The 23115-nt window shown below is 37.5% G+C and carries 21 protein-coding genes; 3 read left to right on the top strand and 18 right to left on the bottom strand.

Features of this window, described 5'->3' with window-relative positions; all coding sequences use genetic code 11:
• The first annotated feature begins 36 nt into the window (after nucleotides 1–36).
• Nucleotides 37–894, top strand: coding sequence for a hypothetical protein (locus R2Q77_RS01840; protein ID WP_316802008.1), 858 nt, complete (start codon nucleotides 37–39; stop codon nucleotides 892–894).
• 68 nt (nucleotides 895–962) lie between these two features.
• Here R2Q77_RS01840 and R2Q77_RS01835 read toward each other — a convergent pair whose 3' ends face one another.
• Together R2Q77_RS01835 and R2Q77_RS01830 are read right to left on the bottom strand one after the other, a co-directional pair.
• On the bottom strand, nucleotides 963–2147 hold the full coding sequence (locus R2Q77_RS01835; RefSeq protein ID WP_316802007.1) for an oxygenase MpaB family protein: 1185 nt from the start codon (nucleotides 2145–2147) through the stop codon (nucleotides 963–965).
• Between the two features lie 74 nt (nucleotides 2148–2221).
• Entirely contained in the window at nucleotides 2222–3802 is a 1581-nt protein-coding gene (locus R2Q77_RS01830) for a peptide chain release factor 3 (RefSeq protein WP_316802006.1), read from the bottom strand.
• Between the two features lie 395 nt (nucleotides 3803–4197).
• Between R2Q77_RS01830 and R2Q77_RS01825 the strand changes: the two genes are divergently transcribed.
• Both R2Q77_RS01825 and R2Q77_RS01820 read left to right on the top strand, forming a co-directional pair.
• Nucleotides 4198–6468: a helix-turn-helix domain-containing protein gene (locus R2Q77_RS01825; protein ID WP_316802005.1), complete on the top strand. Its 2271-nt coding sequence runs from the start codon at nucleotides 4198–4200 to the stop codon at nucleotides 6466–6468.
• 147 nt (nucleotides 6469–6615) lie between these two features.
• Nucleotides 6616–7227, top strand: coding sequence for a SprT-like domain-containing protein (locus tag R2Q77_RS01820; protein WP_316802004.1), 612 nt, complete (start codon nucleotides 6616–6618; stop codon nucleotides 7225–7227).
• Nucleotides 7228–7308: 81 nt separating this feature from the next.
• Here R2Q77_RS01820 and ade read toward each other — a convergent pair whose 3' ends face one another.
• The 16 genes from ade to R2Q77_RS01740 form a co-directional block, all read right to left on the bottom strand.
• A complete protein-coding gene (gene ade, locus R2Q77_RS01815; protein ID WP_316802003.1) occupies nucleotides 7309–8949 on the bottom strand; it encodes an adenine deaminase in 1641 nt (546 codons plus the stop codon).
• 22 nt (nucleotides 8950–8971) lie between these two features.
• Nucleotides 8972–9403 carry a PH domain-containing protein gene (locus R2Q77_RS01810; RefSeq protein WP_316802002.1) on the bottom strand — a complete coding sequence of 144 codons (432 nt, stop codon included), beginning with the start codon at nucleotides 9401–9403 and terminating at the stop codon, nucleotides 8972–8974.
• A gap of 2 nt (nucleotides 9404–9405) precedes the next feature.
• The gene (locus tag R2Q77_RS01805; RefSeq protein ID WP_316802001.1) at nucleotides 9406–11382 is read right to left on the bottom strand and encodes a dehydrogenase E1 component subunit alpha/beta; all 1977 of its coding nucleotides are present in this window, start codon (nucleotides 11380–11382) and stop codon (nucleotides 9406–9408) included.
• A gap of 39 nt (nucleotides 11383–11421) precedes the next feature.
• The gene (locus R2Q77_RS01800) at nucleotides 11422–12810 is read right to left on the bottom strand and encodes a LutB/LldF family L-lactate oxidation iron-sulfur protein (protein ID WP_316802000.1); all 1389 of its coding nucleotides are present in this window, start codon (nucleotides 12808–12810) and stop codon (nucleotides 11422–11424) included.
• Nucleotides 12811–12900: 90 nt separating this feature from the next.
• The gene (locus tag R2Q77_RS01795; RefSeq protein WP_316801999.1) at nucleotides 12901–14538 is read right to left on the bottom strand and encodes a M28 family peptidase; all 1638 of its coding nucleotides are present in this window, start codon (nucleotides 14536–14538) and stop codon (nucleotides 12901–12903) included.
• Between the two features lie 29 nt (nucleotides 14539–14567).
• Nucleotides 14568–15005, bottom strand: a complete 438-nt coding sequence (gene rpiB / locus R2Q77_RS01790) for a ribose 5-phosphate isomerase B (protein WP_316801998.1) — start codon at nucleotides 15003–15005, stop codon at nucleotides 14568–14570.
• A gap of 46 nt (nucleotides 15006–15051) precedes the next feature.
• Nucleotides 15052–15936: a twin-arginine translocase subunit TatC gene (tatC, locus tag R2Q77_RS01785; protein ID WP_316801997.1), complete on the bottom strand. Its 885-nt coding sequence runs from the start codon at nucleotides 15934–15936 to the stop codon at nucleotides 15052–15054.
• A 216-nt stretch (nucleotides 15937–16152) separates the two neighbouring features.
• The gene (locus tag R2Q77_RS01780) at nucleotides 16153–16653 is read right to left on the bottom strand and encodes a hypothetical protein (protein WP_316801996.1); all 501 of its coding nucleotides are present in this window, start codon (nucleotides 16651–16653) and stop codon (nucleotides 16153–16155) included.
• 107 nt (nucleotides 16654–16760) lie between these two features.
• The gene (locus R2Q77_RS01775; RefSeq protein ID WP_316801995.1) at nucleotides 16761–17210 is read right to left on the bottom strand and encodes a hypothetical protein; all 450 of its coding nucleotides are present in this window, start codon (nucleotides 17208–17210) and stop codon (nucleotides 16761–16763) included.
• The gene (gene accC / locus R2Q77_RS01770; protein WP_316801994.1) at nucleotides 17194–18534 is read right to left on the bottom strand and encodes an acetyl-CoA carboxylase biotin carboxylase subunit; all 1341 of its coding nucleotides are present in this window, start codon (nucleotides 18532–18534) and stop codon (nucleotides 17194–17196) included. The genes R2Q77_RS01775 and accC overlap by 17 nt, the downstream gene beginning before the upstream one ends.
• Before the next feature lie 141 nt (nucleotides 18535–18675).
• Nucleotides 18676–19152 carry an acetyl-CoA carboxylase biotin carboxyl carrier protein gene (gene accB, locus R2Q77_RS01765; protein ID WP_316801993.1) on the bottom strand — a complete coding sequence of 159 codons (477 nt, stop codon included), beginning with the start codon at nucleotides 19150–19152 and terminating at the stop codon, nucleotides 18676–18678.
• A 115-nt stretch (nucleotides 19153–19267) separates the two neighbouring features.
• Entirely contained in the window at nucleotides 19268–20266 is a 999-nt protein-coding gene (locus R2Q77_RS01760; RefSeq protein WP_316801992.1) for a beta-ketoacyl-ACP synthase III, read from the bottom strand.
• Nucleotides 20267–20285: 19 nt separating this feature from the next.
• A complete protein-coding gene (gene plsX, locus R2Q77_RS01755) occupies nucleotides 20286–21224 on the bottom strand; it encodes a phosphate acyltransferase PlsX (protein ID WP_316801991.1) in 939 nt (312 codons plus the stop codon).
• A gap of 105 nt (nucleotides 21225–21329) precedes the next feature.
• Nucleotides 21330–21521, bottom strand: a complete 192-nt coding sequence (rpmF, locus tag R2Q77_RS01750) for a 50S ribosomal protein L32 (protein WP_025143959.1) — start codon at nucleotides 21519–21521, stop codon at nucleotides 21330–21332.
• A gap of 15 nt (nucleotides 21522–21536) precedes the next feature.
• The gene (locus R2Q77_RS01745; RefSeq protein ID WP_316801990.1) at nucleotides 21537–22067 is read right to left on the bottom strand and encodes a DUF177 domain-containing protein; all 531 of its coding nucleotides are present in this window, start codon (nucleotides 22065–22067) and stop codon (nucleotides 21537–21539) included.
• A 187-nt stretch (nucleotides 22068–22254) separates the two neighbouring features.
• Entirely contained in the window at nucleotides 22255–23091 is an 837-nt protein-coding gene (locus tag R2Q77_RS01740; RefSeq protein ID WP_316801989.1) for a sulfurtransferase, read from the bottom strand.
• Nucleotides 23092–23115: the final 24 nt, after the last annotated feature.

Below are 23115 nucleotides of genomic sequence, written 5' to 3'. Positions count from 1 at the left end.
AGGAAAACAATTATAGCAAGTTAAAAATAACATTTTATGGCACAAACGTACTCTCCATCAGGTGTAGCATCTGCATCTGGTGTCTTAAAAACTGCACTTTTTGGTATTCTGGCTTCATTAATTTTGCCTGCAGTTTATATTATTGTAAACCGATTGATTCCTAATATTTGGTTTGCAGCAATTAGTGCCATCATGTTAGGCATTGGCTTAGGTTTTTTTATCGATTTGGGGATTAAAATAGGTAAAATAAGAAGTATAAAAGCTGCTGTTTCTATCGCTGTTTTTTGCGGCTTACTCGCTTTTTATTTTCAATGGGTTCTTTTTGACGAATTGATGTATAGCGAGAAAGGATTTACTTTTAACTTAAGTGCCGATGATCTTAAAATCTTAGCTAAAGATGTTTTCCACTTATTTATACATCCAAATATTTTATTTAAAGAAATTGCAGGTTTAAATGAAGTAGGCACCTTTAGAATAGAAGGCAGTTCTAATCTATCTGGTTTAATGCTTTGGATCATCTGGTTTGGAGAATTTGTTATTATTTTAACCAGTATTCTAATCGCTGTTATTAATGGCCAGGTAGCTAAACCTTTTTCTGAACTGAATGATGACTGGATGAAATTAAGGAAGCCATTTGTCATTATTCCCTATGTTGGCAACAAAAGTGAATTTATAAGTGAACTGGAAAAGCGCAATTTTGATGTTTTAAAACAAAGTCCGGCAGAATTGGATTCAAATAGCTTTGCTGAGGTAATCATTTCAGAATCGCCTGGCGACCCTTTAAAGTTTGTTACTGTTTTAAATACGAGCACCGTTAAAGAGCGATGGGGAAAAGAAAAGGTAAAAAAAGAAAACGTAGTTAAGCAGTTTCCAATATCGGATGCAAATTTTTAATCGAAAAACTTAAACCGGGTTAAAGCAAAAAGCGTTTCTTCAATTTTGAAGAAACGCTTTTTGCTTTGCTACTTAGCTTTATGGGTTGAGTAAATGCGCTTAACATCTTCATGTTGTTTACGCCCCTGTTTAATGGCCTTTTGCCGTTGCTTTTCAGTCGTCATTCTATAATGCTGAAACCTATTTCTAAAAATATTCAAATGAGCAATCTTGCCCAGGTTTGTTTTCTTTAGGCCTAATAAGCCACAGGAGTAATCACCCAATAGAAAATGATTATAGTATAAATGCAGCTCGTGCATTATGCTACGGCCCAATTTAAAAGGAGGATAAGCAGCATGTATTGGTTCTTCCTGTAAAGCCTGGGCCAATAAAATAGTGTCTTCATCTCCTTCAGACTGCGTCATGGTCCAATAGTATAAAGCTTCAATGGCTTCAACTTCATTATTAGGCAGTAAATGTTCAGGTATGCCCAACAAATAACCGATGTATTTCCAAAGGTGAAAAAGACCAAGAGATTCTTTCTCGCTGGCCTCAATTCCTATTTTTTGAAGCCCAACCATGTAAACCAAAGAAAAGCCAAGATTGGTGGCAAGCATGTCCCAGGTATTTAAAGGAATGCCCCATTTTTCTGTTTCCCAATCCGTAGATTTTAGAATGTTTATTCGCGAAAAAGCATGAATAAACCGCGTTTTTATAACGGCCCTAAAGCCAGCCTTACCTATAGATAATGCGTCATCTTCAGTAACATCAACCCAAAAAACAGTGGTATCTGTTAAACGTTTGGCCGCACCTTTTTTTAGTGCACCAGTGTAAATTAAGGGTTTGTTAATCGCAGCCGATTCATAGCCACCCATTAAACAGTAATTGCGAAGAACAATTAATCCTGATATGCCCGAACGCTGACTAAAGTCAAGCCCGTATTGTAATAAATCCTGATCCAGCCAATCCGGAATGAGTTTAATCTGATCAAAAAAGTTGTCCAGTATTTTTTTTGAATGTGCATCAAACCCTTCCTTATTCTCAAAGTAATCGTCTACCGTTTTTTGAGCCTGCACAAAGCCAACTTTCTGATGTAATTCATTAACCAGCTCATCACCGGGTTGATCAAAATCAAAGAGGTAGGGCACAAAAGATTCTGCCTTTTTAAGATCTAAAGCATCAGGAAGTTTATTCAATAATGCTAAACCGGCGCCTTTAGTCCAATAGTAATCAAATGAGGTTGTATTTATTTTGTATCGGCCAGGTTTTCGCATATTATGGATCGTCCAAATTTCATTCCAAATGCAGCTGAAATCGTTATTACTAATTACCTCAGTTCAATTATAAGTTATTTAAATTCACTTGTTTTGTAAAAATCAATATCCGGATAATCTTGTTTGGTCAAGTTAATCATATAATCATTGTCCGCTAAATATACCGGATTTGCTTCCTTATCAACGCCAATATGTTGTTGTTTACGTTTAACAAATTCGTCCAACTTTTTCTTATCTGTAGAATTTACCCAGCTTGATCTGCTGTAACTTAAAGTACGAAAACGACATTTAGCGCCATACTCATGCTCCAGCCTGAAATTGATTACCTCAAATTGAAGTTCACCAACTGCACCAATCACTTTACGGTTACCCGGTTGCATAACAAATAACTGTGCAACACCCTCATCTGTTAATTGTTCAATACCTTTTTCTAATTGTTTGGTACGCAAAGGATCCATATTTTCAACCTCTTTAAAAATAGATGGAGAGAAACTTGGAATACCCTTAAACTGCAGCTTTTCTCCTTCGGTAAGCGTATCGCCAATTTTAAAGTTGCCACTATCGTATAAACCCACAACATCGCCGGGCCATGCTTCTTCAACAATGCTTTTCTCATTGGCCATAAAATCCATCGGGTTAGAAAACTTTAGTTTCTTATTCTGACGGGTGTGGAAATAAAATTTATTACGTTCGAACTTGCCTGAGCAAATTCTTAAAAAGGCAATTCTATCACGGTGTTTAGGATCCAGGTTGGCGTGGATTTTAAAAACAAAACCACTAAAGTTTTTTTCATCTACCAGTACATCACGTTCCTCAGCTTCACGATGGCGCGGACTTGGTGCGATTTCAATAAAAGTATCCAGCAGCTCCTTAATCCCAAAGTTATTAATGGCACTTCCAAAAAATACCGGTGCCAGTAAACCTTCAGTATATAGAGATTTATCAACGGTACCATAAATACCTTCAACCAGCTCTACATCATCTTTAAGGTTGTTAATTTCATTTTCTTTTAGGTAATCAAGTAAGGATGGATCGTTTAAATCATTAGCGGCAACAACAGAATCCGTAACCTTCGTTTTATCCGAATTAAAAAGATTAAGGTGTTTGTTGTAAATGCTATAAACACCCTTAAATGTATGCCCCTGCCCAATAGGCCATGAAAGCGGACAAAGACTGATGTTTAATTTTTCTTCTATCTCATCTAATAAATCGAAGGCTTCTTTACCCTCCCGATCCATTTTATTAATAAAGATAATTACCGGCGTGTTACGCATGCGGCAAACCGACATTAATTTTTCAGTTTGTTCCTCAACCCCTTTTACGCAATCTACTACCAAAATAACGCTGTCTACAGCCGATAAAGTTCTGTAAGTATCTTCAGCAAAATCTTTGTGGCCAGGCGTATCTAAGATGTTAATACGTTTACCACTATATTCAAAACCCATAACCGAAGTTGCAACAGAAATTCCACGTTGCTTTTCAATCTCCATAAAATCTGAAGTATTGCTTTGGTTAGCCTTATTTCTTTTTACAGCACCAGCCGTATTAATGGCACCACCAAAAAGCAGAAATTTTTCTGTTAATGTAGTTTTACCTGCATCGGGGTGACTAATAATGGCAAAGGTTTTACGTTTTTCTATTTCAGGGTTAAGCATAATAAAAAGGAAATTATAAGATAGGAGGAAGCGTTAAAGAAATCTTGCAGAAAAAAGAAGTTTCGACTTGTGCTTCATGAGGTTGCAAAGATAGTAAAAACTGGCTAATTGTTTAAGTGGAGCGGAGTTATAATTGCAAGGTCGGAATTTTGTGTTTTTCTATCGTAAATTAAGAATTCTATTTACTCCTGTACCAACCTTAGTTTTTTATAAAATGAAAGGTTAATTTATCCTATCAAAATATAGATCGATTCAAAACCCAGCGGTTTAACATTAAATGTTAGTATTAGGGTAGGAGGAAATAGTACCGTCCGGCTAAAATTTCTATTTTTGCAATTAATTGGTTATTTTTATTTGCCTTCCCTCATTTTACCATCCACCTAATTTGAAGTCTGATGCCTGATTTAGAAGAGTCGATCTTGCCTGCCGAAATTGCAGCTAAGTTTGTTAATTATACATCCAAGCACGTTTTTTTAACTGGAAAAGCCGGAACAGGAAAAACAACTTTTTTGCGTAAGCTGATTCAATCAACGCATAAAAAAGTATTAATCGCCGCCCCAACCGGAATTGCGGCTATTAATGCTGCAGGAGTTACCATTCACTCACTTTTTCAATTGCCTTTTGGTGCCTTTTTTCCAGATGCGGCAAGCCAGATTATAAACGAAAACATCAGCTTTAACTTTAACACACCCCGAACTATAGTTAAGCATTTAAATATGCAAGGCAATAAACGCCGGATGTTGCAAGAACTGGAACTATTGGTTATTGATGAAGTAAGTATGTTGCGCGCAGACATGCTGGATGCAATTGATTTTTCTTTGCGTTACATCAGGAGAAACAGAAATGTACCTTTTGGTGGCGTTCAGCTTTTATTTATCGGCGATTTACATCAGTTGCCACCTGTGGTTAAAAATGATGAGTGGCGGATAATGGCCCATTTTTACAAAAGTATTTACTTTTTTGATGCCCTTGCTTTACAAAATGATCCACCAATTTATATTGAACTGGATAAAATTTACCGTCAGAGTGACGATGTTTTTATCAGTTTGTTAAATAATTTAAGGAATAATAAGATCACCGTAGAGGATACTACCCTACTCAAAACGCATTTTAAACAGGATTTTAAACCTTCATCTGACGAAAATTACATTACCTTAACTACGCATAATAATAAAGCAGATGGCATAAACCGTGAACGTTTAACCCAACTTAAAACTAAGTCTTATTTTTTTGATGCTAAAGTTCAGGGCGATTTTAACGAATATGCCTATCCAAATGATAAAAATTTAGAACTTAAAGTTGGTGCCCAGGTTATGTTTATTAAAAATGATATGGGCATCGAAAAACGGTATTACAATGGTAAAATCGGGGTTGTTCACAACATTGAGAAAGATCTAATTGAGATTGAACTTCCGGAAGATAAAGTTGTAATCGCCATTTCGCCATACACCTGGGAAAATGTAAAGTATAAACTTAATGAAGTAACCAATGAAATAGAAGAAAATGTTGCCGGTTCTTTTGTTCAATACCCTATAAAACTGGCCTGGGCCATAACCGTGCATAAAAGCCAGGGCTTAACTTTTGATAAAGCAATTATTGATGTTGGCGACGCTTTTGCACCAGGACAAGCTTATGTAGCACTTTCGCGACTAAGGTCTTTAAATGGATTGGTTTTAACCTCGCATTTGCGCGATGGCGGATTGCAGCAGGATCAGAATATTCATTATTTTTCTAAGAGTAAGCAACCTGCCGATGTACTGAACAATCAAATTAGTTCGGAAAGTTATATGTTCATTAAAAGCTATTTGTTAACGGCCTTTGATCTGAATATCATCCGTTATTACATTAAGGAGCATGTGCAAACTTTTGATAAAAGAGAAGGCAAATCGGCCAAACAGAAACATGATGACTGGACGACTGCTTTATATGTCGACTTTCAGAAGATTACAGCAACGGCAGATACCTTTATTAATCAGTTGAAAACAATGTTTGCGCAACAAACAGAACATACGCTATTTAATGTTTCTAAAAGGGTAGATGCTGCATTAAAATATTTTAGTCCGCTGATAAAGGGTGTTTCTGACCGGTTTTTGGGCCATATAGAAAGTGTTAAAGAAGAAAAACAGGTTAAAACTTATTTAACTGAGTTGCTGGAGCTTGAAATTTTGGTTTATGAGCAATTGAAAAAGCTGCATAAAAGTAAGGCCTTGTTAAAAGCAATTATTGATGGAAAAGAATTTAGTAAGGCAGATACGGATGCTTTATTGAATAGTACCGAAAGAAATCAACAATTACAGAAAGCCGTTCAGTTAAAAGGAGCGGTGTTAAAAGTAAAAACACCTGTAGAAAAGAAGAAAAAAGAGCCAAAGCCCGATACTAAACTAATTAGTTTTGACTTGTATAATCAGGGCAAAACCCTGCAGGAAATTGCAAAGGAACGCGGTTTGTCTTTAACTACAATCGAAGGGCATTTAGCGTATTACGTATCAACCAAACAATTAGATGTGAGGTCTTTTGTAAGATCGAATAAACTTAAAAATATTATTGCAGCCATTGAAAACCTTGAGACGAAATCATTAAAGGTAGTTAAGGACTTTCTTGGAAACGATTATACTTTTGGGGAAATAAAAATGGCCTTAGCTTCGTTGTTTCCAAGCGAAGAATAGCTTAGTGGTAACCTGAAAGTATATAAATTTAATGCGCAGGACATGCCGCGTAAATTTTATCATTTGATAGGGGTAGGTTTGAGAAATGGCTTTAAGTTTTCTTTTTTTCTTTGTGAAAAACTTTGCGAACTTTGTGGTTAAATTAATATGAACGAGAAAGTTAATGTTTTAGCGCAATATATGCCAGCGGAGGCGGCACCGTTAATTGCTAAGTGGATAGATTATTTTCAATGCGAATTTAAAATTGCTAAAACCCGTTCTACCAAACTTGGCGATTACCGCCATCCTTACCGGGATAAGGGGCATCGTATTTCAGTAAACTATAACCTGAATCATTATTCTTTTCTGGTAACCACAGTGCATGAATTTGCTCATTTATTAACCTGGAATGATTTTAAGAATAAGGTAAAACCTCATGGTTCTGAATGGAAAAACAATTTTAAACGAATGATGGTTCCATTTTTCGATCTGAGAATTTTTCCGGAAGATGTGCATAAAGCCATTAATAATTACATGGCCAATCCGGCGGCTTCAAGTTGTTCTGACCTGCACTTATCGAGGGCTCTAAAAAAATATGATGCTGCTAATACAGATACTTTACATTTAGAACAATTGCCTTTACACGCCAATTTTAAAATTAAAGATGGAAGGCGGTTTACCAAGGGCGACCGCATCCGGAAACGTTATCGTTGTGTTTGCCTGGATGACAAAAGAATTTATCTTTTTAATCCGCTGGCCGAAGTATTTTTGATGGATTAAGACTGAACATAGTGAAGCATCTGCTGGCTAAGAAATACAACTTGCAGGTTTTTATTGCATTTAAAATTACAATTACCCTTATTAAACAAATTTAAATTCATCTCCGTCGAATAAACCTTTATCACTTAACTTTAAATGAGGAATAACGAGCAGCGCCATAAAAGAAAGCGTCATAAACGGAGCAATCAATGTAGAGCCTAATTCTTTTGCAAACTGATCAATTGAAGTATAACGTTCTGCAACCTCATAACCATTGTGGTTACTCATTAAGCCAGCCACAGGCAAGGGCAATACTTCCTGTTTCAACGGATTTAAAGCCGCAACGCCACCAGTTTCGTTAATAATCAAATTAACTGCTTCGCAGATGCTTTTATCATCAACGCCAACGGCAATAATGTTATGGCTATCGTGTGCAACACTCGATGCAATGGCACCTTCTTTTAAGCCAAAGTTCTTAACAAATGATACCGCAACCGGCGCATCGTGGTAACGGTTTACCACCACCATTTTCAGTATATCATTTTCTAAATCACTAATTACATTTCCATCGTTAACTTTTGGTTTGTGCAATAGTTTTTTTGTAATAAGCTGGCCATCCAAAGCTTCAATAACCGGAATCTCAGGCTGGCCCGAAAACGGATAAATAAAATCTTTTTCTTCTTTTAAACTGCAGGAAAACTGATTTACAGATTCACGGTCTTCAATGTGTTTTACCCAATCGCCTACAACTTTACCATCTTCAGCTAATAAAATCCCATCAATATAGGTTTGCTTTATTTTAAAGTTGATTAAATCTTCAGCAACAATAAAATCAGCAAAATCACCAATTTTTAAAGTGCCAACATCCAATTTATAATGGAGAACCGGATTAATGCAGGCGGCCTGCAATACATTAAAAATATCTATTCCTTTTTCCACCGCCCTGGCGCAAAGCTGGTTAATATGGCCTTCAACAAGGCTGTCGGGATGTTTATCATCGCTGCAAAACATCATCATTTCCGGCCAATCATTTAACAGGTTGATCAGCGCTTCAAAATTTTTAGCGGCACTACCTTCCCTAATCAGAATCTTCATTCCTCTTTGTAGTTTATCTAAAGCTTCTTCAGCGGTAAAACACTCATGATCTGTAGAAATTCCGGCGTCAATATATTGTTGTACAGCCTCACCGCGTAAGCCAGGCGCATGCCCGTCGACCGGTTTGCCCAATGCATGTGCAGCAGCAATTTTTTTAAGCACTTCTTCATCCTTATTCAAAACACCGGGGAAATTCATCATTTCGCTTAAATATTTTATTTCAGGACGGCTTAAAAGTGCTTTAACGTCATCATGATTTAACTCAGCACCTGCAGTTTCAAAAACTGTTGCCGGAACGCAGCTTGGTGCTCCAAAGTAGAATTTAAATGGAACCGTATTGCCATTTTCAATCATAAACTCAACGCCCTCCATTCCACAAACGTTGGCAATTTCGTGTGGATCGCTAATGGTAGAAACCGTTCCGTGAACAACAGCCAGTCTGGCAAATTCACTTGGAATAAGCATGCTGCTTTCAATGTGCACATGGCTGTCGATAAAGCCTGGAAGAATATAATTTGAATCTGCTTTGACCAAATTTGTTAAGGAATTAATGGATTTAATCTTACCATTTTCAACTTCAACCTCGCCAAAAAAAATAGTTCTCTTTGCAATGTCAACAATATTACCTTCAACTTTAAAATTGCTCATGTTTTGTGTTTTTAGCGCTTTGCTATTTTGTTCCGACTTTTATTGCGGGATTAACGATTAATAATTCAGCAATAAAATCTTGTTCACGCTTGGGGCTTAAATAAATTTCATCCCAGCGGTTATATTTTACAATTAATCCTTTAGCAGCCATTGCAGGCTTTAAGCCTACAAAATTACTTGCATTAGTTTGTATTTCTATGATTTGTGAGATCAATATTTTACCGTTTATCGGGCCGCTTCTGTAGGTCAGCTCGTTACCGGTTATTTTATAAAAAGTAGCAAAGTAAATCCATAATAAAAAGCACGATGTTCCTAAACAAATTATAGCTGAGAATAAGGTAGAAAAGGTAGAATGAGTGTTAAAGTAACTGAAAATGGCTGTACTGGGTAGTAAGATTGCGGTAGCCAAAATTACGATTTTAAACCCTAAGCTTTTTCTGCTGTTAAACTTCATTCTTAATATTTAAGAAGTTTATCTATGCTTGCTGCTAACCTGGCTTTTGCTAAAAAATCATCTTCCAGTATTTTATTCATTGGAATTGCAGTGTCTAAACTTGCACAACGCATAACCGGAGCATCCAGGTATTCGAAGCAATGCTCGGCAATCCATGCCGATATTTCAGCACCAAAACCATTTGTTAGGGTGTCTTCATGTAAAATTAAAACCCTGCCGGTTTGCTTAACTGCATTAAACACGGTTTCTTTATCCCATGGTTGCAAGGTGCGTAAATCTATTAAAGTTGCATCGTTTTGCAGGTTGTTTTTAAGATAATCAAGCGCCCAATGTACCCCCAATCCATAAGTAATTATGGTAAATTGAGTTCCGGTTGCAAGCGTTACGGCTTTCCCAATTTCTGTTGTAAAATATTGATCGGGTACGGGGCCTGTTAAACTCCTGTAAAGGAACTTATGTTCGAAATATAAAACCGGATTAGGATCTTCTATTGCCGCAAGAAGTAAGCCCTTTGCGTCTTCAGGAAATGCCGGGTACACAATTTTAAGGCCTGGCGTTTTAGTAAACCATGCCTCGTTGCTTTGCGAATGGAAGGGGCCTGCACCTGTACCCGCACCTGTAGGCATGCGCACCACCACATCTGCTTTTTCGCCCCAACGGTAATGTGTTTTAGCTAAATTATTTACAATCTGGTTAAAGCCCACGGTAACAAAATCTGCAAATTGCATTTCCATTACAGCTTTATACCCATTAATAGAAAGACCAAGCGCGGTGCCCACAATGGCAGATTCGCAAATAGGGGTATTTCTAACCCTTTCTTTACCGTACTTTTTGGTAAAACCATCGGTAATTTTAAATGCGCCACCATAATCAGCAATGTCCTGTCCCATAATAACCAGGTTAGGGTATTTCTGCATGGCCAAATCCAGCGCATCGGTTATGGCATCTAAATATCGTTTTTCGGTTGAAATAGGTCCAGCCTTAACAATGTCCTGTTGAAAAGGGAAATACATATCTTTTTCCTCATCAGCCGCATTTGCTGCTGGCTCAGGTTCATTAAAAGCGGCTTCAACTTCAGCTTCTATTTCTGATTTAAACTGAGTTCTTAAGTTATGGATGGCATCCGGATTTAAAATACCTTCTTCAATTAAAAAGAATTCATAATTTGATAACGGATCTTTCTTTTCCCATTCATCTAATAATTCCTGTGGTACATACTTAGTTCCTGATGCTTCTTCATGCCCACGCATTCTGAAAGTTAAACACTCCAACAATACAGGTCGCGGGTTTTGGCGAATGTCTTTGGCAATCCGATCTATCGTGTCAAAAACCTCTAAAACATTATTTCCATCAATTTGCACACCTTCAATGCCGTATCCGATAGCTTTATCAGCTAAGTTTTTACATTTAAACTGTTCATTTATCGGGGTAGATAAGCCATATCCATTATTTTCAATCAGAAAAATCACGGGTAGGTTCCACACGGCAGCAACATTTACGGCTTCATGAAAATCGCCCTCACTGGTGGCGCCTTCGCCGGTAAAAACCAATGTGGCATGTTGTATTTTTGCCAATACATCAGCCAGGGCAATTCCATCCGCTAAGGCCATTTGTGGGCCTAAATGGGAAATCATTCCAATAATTTTATAGTTTTGTGTACCGAAATGGAAAGAGCGGTCTCTGCCTTTGGTAAAGCCAGTTAATTTGCCTTGCCATTGCGCCATTAATTTTTTTAGGGGAATATCCCGCGAGGTAAAAACGCCGAGGTTACGGTGCATAGGCAGAATATACTCTTCAGCATGCATGGCCAATGTGCTGCCAACCGCAATAGCTTCCTGTCCAATGCCCGAAAACCATTTACCAATTCTACCTTGCCGAAGTAGTTTTAACATTTTATCTTCAACCATCCTGGGATAAAGCAACTTTTTATAAATCTCTAACAGAAACTGGTTGTCTTTATCTTTACGGTCGAACTGCATAAAATTTGGTTATTTGGTTTTGAATTAAAGTTAATAAACTTATGATTCTTTACTCTTTTTAATTTCTTCCCATTGTTTAGCAAATGATTTATCTGCAACTTTTGGCATCTCCCGGTATTTGCCCCAGCTCTTTTTAAAAAAAGTTTTAAGCATGAAGTTTTTAAATTTTCCGCCGAAAAAATCCATCCATTTACGTTTTAGCATCATTTTGCTAAACATATTCCAGCCAATTTCTTCAACTTTGCCATTTTCATGTGTTGCAGCAGCATCCCTGCGGTTAAGCAGTAACATTTTATGGATATCGATTTTAACCGGGCACACTTCAGAACATTTGCCGCACAGACTGGAAGCATAGCTTAAATGTTTAAACTCTTCCATACCTTTTAAATGAGGCGTAATAATGGAGCCAATGGGCCCGCTATAGGTTGTGTTGTAAGTATGGCCTCCTATATTTTTATAAACCGGACAGGCATTTAAGCAAGCGCCGCAGCGAATGCAGTACAGGGCCTGGCGTTGTTCTTTTTGCGCCAGAAGATTGGTGCGGCCATTATCAAGTAAAACCACATACATTTCTTCCGGGCCATCGGTTTCATTTGGTTGCCGTGGGCCGCTTAAAATGGTGTTGTAAACAGTCAGGTTTTGGCCCGTTCCATGCGAGGCCAGTAATGGCCAGAATAAATCCAGATCAGCCATGGAAGGAATAACTTTTTCTATCCCAACAATAGCAATGTGAATTTTAGGGAAAGTTGTACTTAAGCGCGCATTACCTTCGTTTTCTGTAAGGGCAATACTGCCTGTATCGGCAATTAAAAAGTTGCCACCACTAATACCTATATCGGCATTTAAATATTTATCGCGAAGCAGTTCTCTTGCTTTTTGGGTAAGCTGTTCTGGAGTGGCATCCAGTGGCGTACCAAATTTATCGTGAAAAAGTTTAGCAATTTCCACCGCACTCAGGTGCATGGCCGGCGTTACAATATGGTAGGGTGGTTGACCTAACAATTGAACAATATATTCGCCCAAATCACTTTCTAATGATTCTATTTGGTTGCTTTCCAGAAATTCGTTTAAATGAATTTCTTCGGTCGTCATTGATTTTGATTTGATGACCGTTTTACCATTATTTCTTTTGATGATGTTCAGGATTTCACGTTGTGCTTCTTCGGCATCGTTAGCCCAAATTACTTTTCCACCGCGACGTTGAAAGTTAGCCTCAAATTCCGGAAGGAATTTATCCAGGTTTTCCATCACACGCCACTTTATCACATTTGCTTTCTTCTTTGATGCTTCCAGATTTTCAAATTTTGATAAGCCCCGTTCTACAGCCGCATTATATTTACCAATGTTGTAATTAATGGTTTTACGGTGAGGGAGATCGAAAGCTTTTTCATCAGATTTTTCTAAGAATTCATCGGCAGTCTTCATCATATTTCAAAGATAGGAAATTCTTGTGCCGGCAAAAATAATGTGCAGAAAAAAGCCCCGACATTTTGCCGGGGCTGTACTATTTTGACTTTATTATTTTTTTGGATTGCCTTTTCCATCCATATCAACAACTGGGCGTTTTGGTCTGTTTGCCAATTCCCACGCTGTATAATAAGTTAAGTGGGCTCTTTTTGTTAAAAGTGGAAAGTTAATTTTGCTCACCTCATCTCCGGGTCTGTGGTAATCCTGCTCCAACATACCATCGTAATAGAAAATAATCGGAATACCATGTTTAGCAAAATTGTAATGATCCGAACGGTAATAAATACGTTGAGGATCTAATGGATCATCGTATTTATAGTCTAATTTCAGTTTGGTATAAGTTGCATTAACCTGCTCACTTAGTTTGCCTAAATCGCTGCTTAACATATTCGAACCAATTGAGTAGATGTAGTTTGCAGAATCAGGCTTGCCCAAATATTCTTCTCCAATACGACCGATCATATCTGTATTTAAATCAGCAATGGTGTTTTCCAAAGGAAATACCGGATGCTCAGAATACCAGTCAGAACCCCAAAGTCCTTTTTCTTCACCTACAACCGTCATAAATAAAATACTGCGTTTTGGGCCCTTTCCTGCTTTTTTAGCATCCATAAATGCCTTTGCCATCAATAAAACACCTGTAGTTCCAGATCCGTCGTCATCTGCACCATTATTAATTTTGTCTGGTCCTTCAACTTCAGGTGTAACCCCAATGTGATCGTAGTGGCCTGTTAAAATTAAAATCTCTTTTTTCAATAGCGGATCGCTTCCTTCCAGGAAACCCAATACATTTTCACAACGCAACGAAGTTTCTGCTTTCATTGCACTTGCAGAGATGGCAACACTGATATTTTGTGATGCAGGTTTTTTAGTTTCAGTTATTTTTTTCTGTAACGCTTCAACTGATGTTCCTGCGGTTTTTAAAATTTCATTTGCCGTTGCAGTAGAAACTAAAATTGTAGTAAAAGGGTTTTGCTTTTTCATCCGCTCAACTATTTCAGCTGATTTCATTACACTTTGACCTTTGGTATATGAAGCTTTACGTTCTTCGGTCATATTATCCAAGGTAGGATCAATTAAAATTACAGCCTTAGCTTTGTTCTGGCTAAGATAACTCAACTTTTTTGACCTCGCCATCATCGCCGATCTGCGGTCTGATTTTTCATCACCTTTTGGTAATGGATCTCCGGTGGCAAAAATAATTACAACTTTGCCATCTACATTAATGCCGTCGTAATCATTATATCCATCTTTTGATAAACCGTAACCTGCAAAAACAACGTCGTCGGCACTAAAGGTAAAACCGTTTAAACCCACTGCATTGGTAGGAATAATAAAATCTTTATAGGCACTTTTTGGCTGGCCGTTTATGGTTAGCATACTCTCTGAAATGGCATAACTAACGAGGTCGATTTTTTGAAAATAATCGCCATTAACCGGACCTTTTAATCCGATTGATTTAAAATAGTTTTTGATGTAATCGGCAGCCATCCAAGCTCCTTTTGTACCTGTTTCACGGCCTTCGTACTCGTCAGACGCCAGTATCGAAAGGTGGCTGTAGGCCGATTTTGGATTAATAGCCTGACCAAACTTAATTGCATCCTTATTTGGAGCAAGTGGCTTAATTTGAGCAAAGCAACCCAGGCTTAATAGGGACGCTAAGCTGAGGGTTAAAAAATTTTTATTCATATTTTGGTTAATAAGTTAGTTGTTCGGCTTTAACAGGATATTTTTTCAACCCTGTTTTGATGACGACCACCTTCAAAATCAGTATTTAAAAAGGTAGTTGTCATTTCTTTTGCAAGTTCTTCCGATACAAATCTGGCCGGGATGCATAAAACATTGGCATCATTATGTTTGCGCACAAGTGATGCAACTTCATTTTCCCAGCAAAGTGCCGCTCTTATTTTCTGATGTTTGTTTGCTGTAATGGCTACGCCGTTGGCCGAGCCACAAATCAAAATACCATAATCAAATTCTCCACTTTCCACTGCCGAAGCTACGGGGTGGGCAAAATCAGGATAATCAACAGAATCAGCCGTGTGTGTGCCAAAATCCTTAACCTCATATTGTTTAAGGAAATTTTTTAGTACTTCTTTGTATTCAAAGCCCGCATGATCAGCGCCAATAGCAATTTTTATCTTTGTATCAGACATTATCCAAATTTATATAGAATTATGAAATGTATTCGTAATGTTTTTGTTAGTTAGCATAGAAAGCTGCTTCCTCTTTTTTCTTTTTCTTTTCAATGTAAGCAGAAACAAAAATACTGAGCTCATATAATAAGAACAGTGGAGCTGAAACGGTTAACATCGTTAAAATATCAGGGGTTGGGGTTACAACAGCAGCAATAATTAAAATAATTACTGTAGCATATCTTCTGCTCGATCTCATCAGCTTAGGGGTCATTAAACCTAATTTTGACAGGATGAAAATAATAATAGGAAGTTCAAAGATTATACCGGTACCAAGGGTTAAAGTGGCAATTGACGACACATACGAATCAATGGTAAATGTATTTTTGATCTCGCTGCTTACTGTATAACCGGTTAAAAAGTTAACGGATAAAGCACAGATAATAAAGTATCCGAATAAAATACCAATAATAAATAAAACAGAGGCAGAAAATACAAAGCCACTGGCCGATTTGCGTTCCTTTTCGTGAAGGGCGGGTTTTATAAACCGCCAGATTTCCCATAGCAGATAGGGGAAACCCGCTACGATACCACACATAACGCACACATTCAACTGCAGGTTAAATTGTCCGGCCATTTCGGTATTAATAATTTCACCGTTAATTTTGGTGATGCACATATCTTTTCCAAGAGAAGGGAAGTGCTCAACCAGTTTACACATCATTCTGTAAGTCCAGAAATCAGGTTTTTTGGGCCCGAAAATAATTTTGTCCAGGATTTCCTCGTTAAAATAGAAGGCAATACCGGTAAAAACAGCTATTGCTAAAGCAGCTCTGATTAAATGTTTACGTAAAACGTCCAGATGATCAAAAAAGGACATTTCGGCTTCTAACGTTGTGCCTTTATTTGCTACGCTCTTGATTAGGGATCTTTTTTCTTTAGTGTCGCTCATGTTGAAAACAAAAATACCATTCTAAATGAATAGAATGGTATTTACGTGTTAAATATAGAAATAGTTTATATTATTATGAGAAATGTGGATGCCTTTAATCTTGCTTTTGCTTATTTATATTTTATGAAGTTGTTTTTTGGTCTTCTTAATCTATAATAAAAGCTATTGTAGATGCTAAATAAAGGGACTTAATTACAAGTTTAATTATAATTAGGGTTAAAATTGATACATGTTATTTTCACGTAAATTCTCGATTGCTGCAAGGGCATTAGCTTTCAATGTATGTTTCATACGTATTTCTTCTTCTTTTGCTTTTAGCTGAATAGGAGCATATTGTGTTAGAAATGTTTGAGTATGCTCATAGTACCCGTCTAAAAATTCAATCATTGATTGTAAATCTTCTTCGAAACCTTCACTTTTAAAGTTAAACTGACACGAACTGCTATAGGAAAAAAATATCTCTCCATCACCTATCTCACCTTCAACCTGAATCGAAAACTTGTTTGAATTTGAAGGATAAACATTTGAGGCACAATGATCATCATCTATAGTGTAATTAATACCAAATGTGATAATCATTGTATTTAAAGATTCAATTACCCTGCCTGTAAAACCAAAGCCAGACTCATAACTATAATTTTTATGGCTTTTATCTAAATGCTCTTCATTAAGGATATATTCTATTACCTGTATCGGTTGTACATTAAATATTTTCAAAACAGATGGCTATAAAACATTAATAATAAATTTACAAAAACATCTCAAGTTATAATTTTCAAATGAAGAGTGACTTATTAATATCTACTAATCATACAAATATCATTTTATAAACCAAAAGGGCTATGGTTATGTGATTTATTCATTAATGTGGTGTACCTGTCCTCTGTTCCATCTGGTAAATATGTAGTTGAGGAATCATTTACTACTTTCATAAACATATTAGAAACAGATTCAACAATTGCAACTGGTGTTCCGGATCCGGCTGAACAATGAAGTTGCGCAGAATACGTTATTTTTTCAGGATTTGAGTTGGGAATTCCCGTAGTCTCTGTTTCTTCAAAAGTAACAGACGATGTTGTTTTAGATCCTTCGCTAACTCCACCTTCGACAGTGCCGTTACCACTACCTCCGCCACCAATCACGATTGGCGGTCCAGTGTAGCCACCACCGCCCCCTGAAATGAGATCAAACGAAACTGGCCCGCAAAAAAAAAGCCACGTTATTTTATAACGTGGCTTACATATTTTTAATAAATACTTATTCTGATAAAACAAATGTTTCCATGAATTTGGTTGTGAAATTACCTGCTCTAAAATTAGGATCTTTCATCAATTGTAAGTGAAAAGGAATAGTTGTTTTAACACCTTCAATTACAAATTCGCCTAAAGCACGTTCCATTGTACAAATTGCCTCTTCGCGGGTTTGAGCCACACAAATTAATTTCGCAATCATACTATCATAGTTGGATGGAATTTGATAACCCGCATAAACGTGCGTATCAACCCTTACACCGTGACCACCTGGTGAGTGGAAATTAGTAATTTTTCCTGGTGAAGGACGGAAGTTATTAAACGGATCTTCTGCATTAATACGACATTCGATGGCATGCATATCAGGGAAATAATTTTTTCCTGATATTGGAATACCAGCCGCAACTTTAATTTGTTCTTTAATTAAATCGAAGTTGATTACCTCTTCAGTAACCGGGTGTTCTACCTGGATACGGGTATTCATTTCCATAAAGTAGAAGTTACGGTGTTTATCAACCAAAAATTCGATTGTTCCGGCACCTTCATAATTTACAGCTGTTGCGCCTTTAATTGCAGCTTCGCCCATTCTTACACGCAATTCATCCGTCATAAATGGCGAAGGAGATTCTTCTACCAATTTCTGGTGACGACGTTGGATAGAACAGTCACGCTCAGAAAGGTGACAGGCTTTGCCAAACTGATCTCCAATGATCTGGATTTCAATGTGACGTGGATCTTCGATGTACTTTTCTAAATAAAGGCCATCGTTACCAAATGCTGCACCAGATTCCTGACGGGCACTGTCCCAGGCATTTTCAAAATCTTCATCTTTCCACACTACACGCATACCACGGCCACCACCGCCGGCAGTCGCTTTAAGTATAACCGGGTAACCCATTTCATTTGCAATGGCAATACCTTCTTTAACGCTGTTTAATAAACCTTCAGAACCTGGAATTGTGGGTACACCAGCAATTTTCATGGTTTCTTTTGCAGAAGCTTTATCGCCCATGCCGTTAATTTGTTCAGGGGTAGCACCAATAAATTTGATGTTGTATTCACGGCAAATATTAGAAAATTTAGCATTTTCTGATAAAAACCCGTAACCTGGATGGATGGCATCGGCATTTGTTAATTCAGCAGCCGAAATGATATTTGGGATATTTAAATAAGAATCTTTACTGGGTGGCGGGCCAATACAAACAGCCTCATCAGCAAAACGTACGTGTAAACTTTCGCGATCGGCGGTAGAATAAACAGCAACCGTTTTGATGCCCATTTCCTTACAGGTACGGATAATACGCAAAGCGATTTCGCCCCTGTTGGCAATTAGTATTTTTTTAAACATAATTTTCCTTTTTCGTCAGTCTTTCTTAAAAGTACTATCGTCATGCTGAAATTATTTCAACATCTAAATGATTTTAAAAAAATGAGACCCTGAAACAAGTTCAGGGTGACGCAAATAATAGTAGAAAGTTTTCGCTAATAATTAAATAGGTTCTACTAAAAATAATGGTTGATCGTATTCAACTGGTGAGGCATTTTCTACCAATATTTTAACAATACGGCCCGAAACTTCACTTTCAATTTCGTTAAATAACTTCATTGCTTCGATAATACAAACTACTTTGCCTGTGCTTACCTCATCACCTACGTTTGCAAACATTGGTTTATCAGGGCTTGATGAACGGTAAAAAGTACCAATCATTGGCGACTTAATCGTGATGTATTTTGAAGTATCTTCTGCAGCAGGTACTGCTGGAGTTGCGGCTACTGGTGCAGTAGGAGCTGTAGCTACCGGTGCTGCTGCCTGAACAAGTGGTGCTTGCGGTACAGTTGCGTGCACAACTGTTGGTGCCTGGTTTGTTTTAATGGTGATTTTAAAGTTTTCCTGCTCAATGGCAACTTCGTTTACACCAGAACGTGAAACAAATTTAATCAGTTCCTGTATTTGTTTGATATCCATTTTTTAATCGTTGTTATGTAAAAAATAGTGTATAAATGAATTAACTAAGTTATACTTTTTTTGTTTTAAATTAATATAGTTATGGCCTAAAGACTTTTGGACTTTGGCTTAAAGTTTAGTTGCTATCGTATGCCCATTTAAGATAAATTGAACCCCATGTAAAACCTCCACCGAAGGCTGCCAGTACAATGTTATCTCCTTTTTTTAATTGGCTTTCCCATTCCCATAAACATAATGGAATGGTTCCGTTGGTTGTATTGCCGTAACGTTCAATGTTTATCATTACTTTATCGGTACCCACACCCATGCGGTTTGCTGTAGCATCAATAATGCGTTTGTTTGCCTGGTGTGGTACTAACCATGCAATATCATTGGCTGTCAAATGATTCCTGTCCATAATTTCGGCAGCAACATCAGCCATATTGGTTACGGCAAATTTGAATACAGTTGGACCTTCCTGGTGTGCATAATGTTCGCGCGCATCAATCGTTTCGTATGTTGCAGGTTTAACTGAACCTCCAGCTTTCATGCCTAAGAAATCTCTTCCTGAGCCATCGGTACGTAAAATAGAATCCTGGATTCCGAAGCCTTCTTCGTTTGGTTCTAAAAGGGCACAGCCGCAACCATCACCAAAAATAATGCAGGTTGTACGGTCTTCATAATTAATAATCGACGACATTTTATCGCCACCCACAACCAGTACTTTTTTATGTTTGCCAGATTCTATAAACGATGCGCCTGTTGAAAGGCCGAATATAAAACCAGAACAAGCTGCCTGTAAATCATAACCCCATGCATTTTTAGCGCCAATTTTATCTGCTAAAACATTTGCCGTTGCCGGGAAAGTAAAATCGGGAGTGGTGGTACAAAAAATAATTAATTCAATTTCTTCAGCTGAAATGCCCCGCTTTTTAAGTAAACCATTTACAGCATGAACCGCCATATCAGAAGTACCCAAACCTTCGCCTTTTAATATTCTGCGCTCCTTAATCCCGGTTCGGCTGGTAATCCATTCATCTGAAGTATCAACCATGGTTTCTAACTCTGCATTCGTTAATACATAGTCGGGCACATAACCATTAACTGCTGTTATAGCAGCGTGAATTTTACTCATTTTAAAATAAATTTGATAATTATTTAAATGCGTTTCTAATTTTATCTACTAAACCTGTCGTAATCATTTCTCTTGATTGTAACACCATGTTTTTTACTGCCGTCGGACTGGAAATTCCATGCCCGATAACCACAGGTGCATTAACACCTAAAACCGGACTTCCGCCGTATTGTTCGTAATTGAAACGATCGAAAAACTCATCTTTCAATCCCTTTTTTATGGTTAATACATAAAATGACTCAGCCAGTTTAAGCATTACATTTCCGGTAAAACCATCACAAACTATAACATCAGCCTTGTCGTTAAACAAATCACGCCCTTCTACATTACCTACAAAGTTAAATAGATTTGTATCCTTCATTAAAGGAAAAGTAGCCATGCTAAGCATGTTTCCTTTTTCATCTTCTTCGCCTATATTCATTAACGCAACTTTGGGGTTGTTTATTTGTAACAGGTTTTCTGCATATAAACTGCCCAGTACGCCAAATTGTAACAAAATATCAGGTTTGCAATCGGCATTGGCGCCCACATCAAGTAATAAACCTGTGCCGCCTTTAATTTTTGGAAGAATGGTACATAAGCATGGGCGGATAATGCCCGGAACGGTTTTAACGCTAAAAACTGCGCCAACCAGCATTGCCCCAGAGTTACCTGCACTTGCAAAAGAATCAATTTTACCTTCTTTTAAAAGATTAAAACCAACTGCTATGCTCGATTTTGGTTTCTGAACAATTGCTTTTGTGGGATGTTCGCCCATACCAATAACCTCATCAGTATGAACGTATTCAAAATGATCCGGATTAAAACCTTCTTCTGCAAGAATGGGTTTAATCTGTTCGGTATCGCCAATAAGAACAAGATGTTCATTGGCATTTAGCGATTGATGAGCTGCTATTGCTCCCAAAACAATTGCTTTGGGAGCATAGTCTCCGCCCATTATGTCGAGGCCTATTTTCATAGAAAAAAAATGTTTGTGTTAAATAATAGGATTAGCCCTATAAATTTTTCAGAAGACTAAGGTATAACTAAAGCCGCTGAAAACACAAACAATTTTTTAAGAAAATTACCCGATTTGAGTATTTTCGATAACCAATTTACCGTTATAGTATAGGTTACCATCAACGTTGTAAGCACGGTGAGGTACGTGGATAGCACCTGTTGCCGAGCATGTTGCTAAAGAAGGAGTCACAGCTTTATAGTGCGTTCTTCTTTTATTTTTTCTCTGTTTCGAGATTTTCCGTTTTGGATGTGCCATTGGTGTATAATCTAATTATTTTTTTAACTTATTAAGTGCTTCCCAACGTGGGTCGCTTGATTGTTCATTTTCTTCGTTCTGCTTATCGATAGAAAGTTGTTCTAAGCGATCAATCATTTCCTGATCACATTCTTTACCACCTTGTTCGCAGTTTTTGATGTATGGAACCCCTACGTTTATCATTTCGTATAATGGTGCCGATATATCAATTGCAGTTTCTTTTCTGTTTAATGAGATGATTTCATCATCATCACTTTCCAGTTCATCTTCTGCAAACTTTACAATTTGTCTCTCGTACAAATTAACAGGAAGTGAAAATTCAGATAAACATTTATCGCAATCTAAATTAACCGTTCCAATTACTTTAAATTTTAACAGCAACATGGTTTCTTGTTTCTCAAGTTCCAGGTTAACGGTTAATTTTCCGTTTTTAATTAAAGAGTACTCAAAGGCATTAAAAAAAGAGTCATCAAGCTCATATTCAAACTGATGAGATCCCAATTTTAATCCGGTAAACGGTACTGAAAATTGTTTTAGCGGGTTCAAAGTACTGTAAAATTTTAGCCTGCAAATGTAGGGATTATTTTGTTAGATAAAAAATGTTTTTCAAAAATGATTTTTCGCTTAACGCATTCTCACTGACGTATTTCGTTCTAAAAATGCTTTATCAGCGTCTTTTTAAAATTAAAATAATCACTTTGCATTTTTGAAAAAAGCTTTTTGATGATAGGTTTTATGCTAAAACCATCTCTTTGTTATTCCTCGACCATTCGCTCCAAGAGCCAACATAAAGCTTAGGGATTTCTATTCCGGCATAATCCATGGCTAAAAGTGTATGGCAGGCGGTTATTCCCGATCCGCAGTGCACAATGATGTTTTCTGGTTTAATGCCGTGCAAAGCTTTACTGTATTTATTTTTTAGTATAGCAGGTGCAAGGAAGGCGCCAGTGGCATCCAGGTTCTCTGTAAAGGGAATATTAACGGCGCCGGGAATATGACCCGCAATTAAGTCGATCGGTTCTGTAAGGCCAGCGAAACGATCGGCATCACGAACATCAATTACAATATGATCATGGGTTTTTGAAACTGCTTCAACTTCATTAATATCCGATAGAGGAAGGTGCCAGGCAGAGATAGAATAAACTTCAGCCGGTTTCGGGCTTTCGGCTTTGGCACTTAACATAAAGCCGGCATTAACTGCAGCTTGAAAACCACCATTAATAACCTGTACTTTTTCGTGCCCGATTGATTTTAACATCCACCAGAGCCGGGCAGCAGCATTGCCACCATTTTTATCATCGTAAACAATAACGTGGGTGTTTTTTGTAATTCCGAATTTTCCAAGTACGATTCCGAATTGCTTAAAGGAGGGCAAAGGATGTCTGCCACCAACAGCAAAGTCATTAATGTTTGCTAAATCCTGATTTACATCGGCAAAATATGCACCCTGTAAATGGCGCTCATCGTACCTGGCTTTTGAACCCGCACTGGCATCAATAAGTATGTAATCCTCCTGGTTTAAAAGGAGCAAATCTTCTGGCTGTATAATTGGAGATATTTTTTTGGGCATGATAACATTTCTTGAACCCAAATA

This window comes from Pedobacter nototheniae (genome assembly GCF_032678625.1).
Classification (GTDB): Bacteria; Bacteroidota; Bacteroidia; order Sphingobacteriales; family Sphingobacteriaceae; genus Pedobacter; species Pedobacter nototheniae_A.
Note: the sequence above shows the minus strand (reverse complement) of the source record. Positions and strands in the feature narration are given on the sequence as shown.

Bases quoted from the DNA above. Each gene is read 5' to 3' on its own strand.
- accB (WP_316801993.1), bottom strand. From the start codon at position 19,152: ATGGATATCAAACAAATACAGGAACTGATTAAATTTGTTTCACGTTCT.
- R2Q77_RS01830 (WP_316802006.1), bottom strand. From the start codon at position 3,802: ATGCTTAACCCTGAAATAGAAAAACGTAAAACCTTTGCCATTATTAGT.
- tatC (WP_316801997.1), bottom strand. From the start codon at position 15,936: ATGAGCGACACTAAAGAAAAAAGATCCCTAATCAAGAGCGTAGCAAAT.
- R2Q77_RS01835 (WP_316802007.1), bottom strand. From the start codon at position 2,147: ATGCGAAAACCTGGCCGATACAAAATAAATACAACCTCATTTGATTAC.
- accC (WP_316801994.1), bottom strand. From the start codon at position 18,534: ATGTTTAAAAAAATACTAATTGCCAACAGGGGCGAAATCGCTTTGCGT.
- R2Q77_RS01825 (WP_316802005.1), top strand. From the start codon at position 4,198: ATGCCTGATTTAGAAGAGTCGATCTTGCCTGCCGAAATTGCAGCTAAG.
- R2Q77_RS01740 (WP_316801989.1), bottom strand. From the start codon at position 23,091: ATGCCCAAAAAAATATCTCCAATTATACAGCCAGAAGATTTGCTCCTT.
- R2Q77_RS01795 (WP_316801999.1), bottom strand. From the start codon at position 14,538: ATGAATAAAAATTTTTTAACCCTCAGCTTAGCGTCCCTATTAAGCCTG.
- R2Q77_RS01760 (WP_316801992.1), bottom strand. From the start codon at position 20,266: ATGAGTAAAATTCACGCTGCTATAACAGCAGTTAATGGTTATGTGCCC.
- ade (WP_316802003.1), bottom strand. From the start codon at position 8,949: ATGAGCAATTTTAAAGTTGAAGGTAATATTGTTGACATTGCAAAGAGA.
- rpiB (WP_316801998.1), bottom strand. From the start codon at position 15,005: ATGTCTGATACAAAGATAAAAATTGCTATTGGCGCTGATCATGCGGGC.
- R2Q77_RS01805 (WP_316802001.1), bottom strand. From the start codon at position 11,382: ATGCAGTTCGACCGTAAAGATAAAGACAACCAGTTTCTGTTAGAGATT.
- R2Q77_RS01840 (WP_316802008.1), top strand. From the start codon at position 37: ATGGCACAAACGTACTCTCCATCAGGTGTAGCATCTGCATCTGGTGTC.
- rpmF (WP_025143959.1), bottom strand. From the start codon at position 21,521: ATGGCACATCCAAAACGGAAAATCTCGAAACAGAGAAAAAATAAAAGA.
- plsX (WP_316801991.1), bottom strand. From the start codon at position 21,224: ATGAAAATAGGCCTCGACATAATGGGCGGAGACTATGCTCCCAAAGCA.
- R2Q77_RS01810 (WP_316802002.1), bottom strand. From the start codon at position 9,403: ATGAAGTTTAACAGCAGAAAAAGCTTAGGGTTTAAAATCGTAATTTTG.
- R2Q77_RS01820 (WP_316802004.1), top strand. From the start codon at position 6,616: ATGAACGAGAAAGTTAATGTTTTAGCGCAATATATGCCAGCGGAGGCG.
- R2Q77_RS01800 (WP_316802000.1), bottom strand. From the start codon at position 12,810: ATGATGAAGACTGCCGATGAATTCTTAGAAAAATCTGATGAAAAAGCT.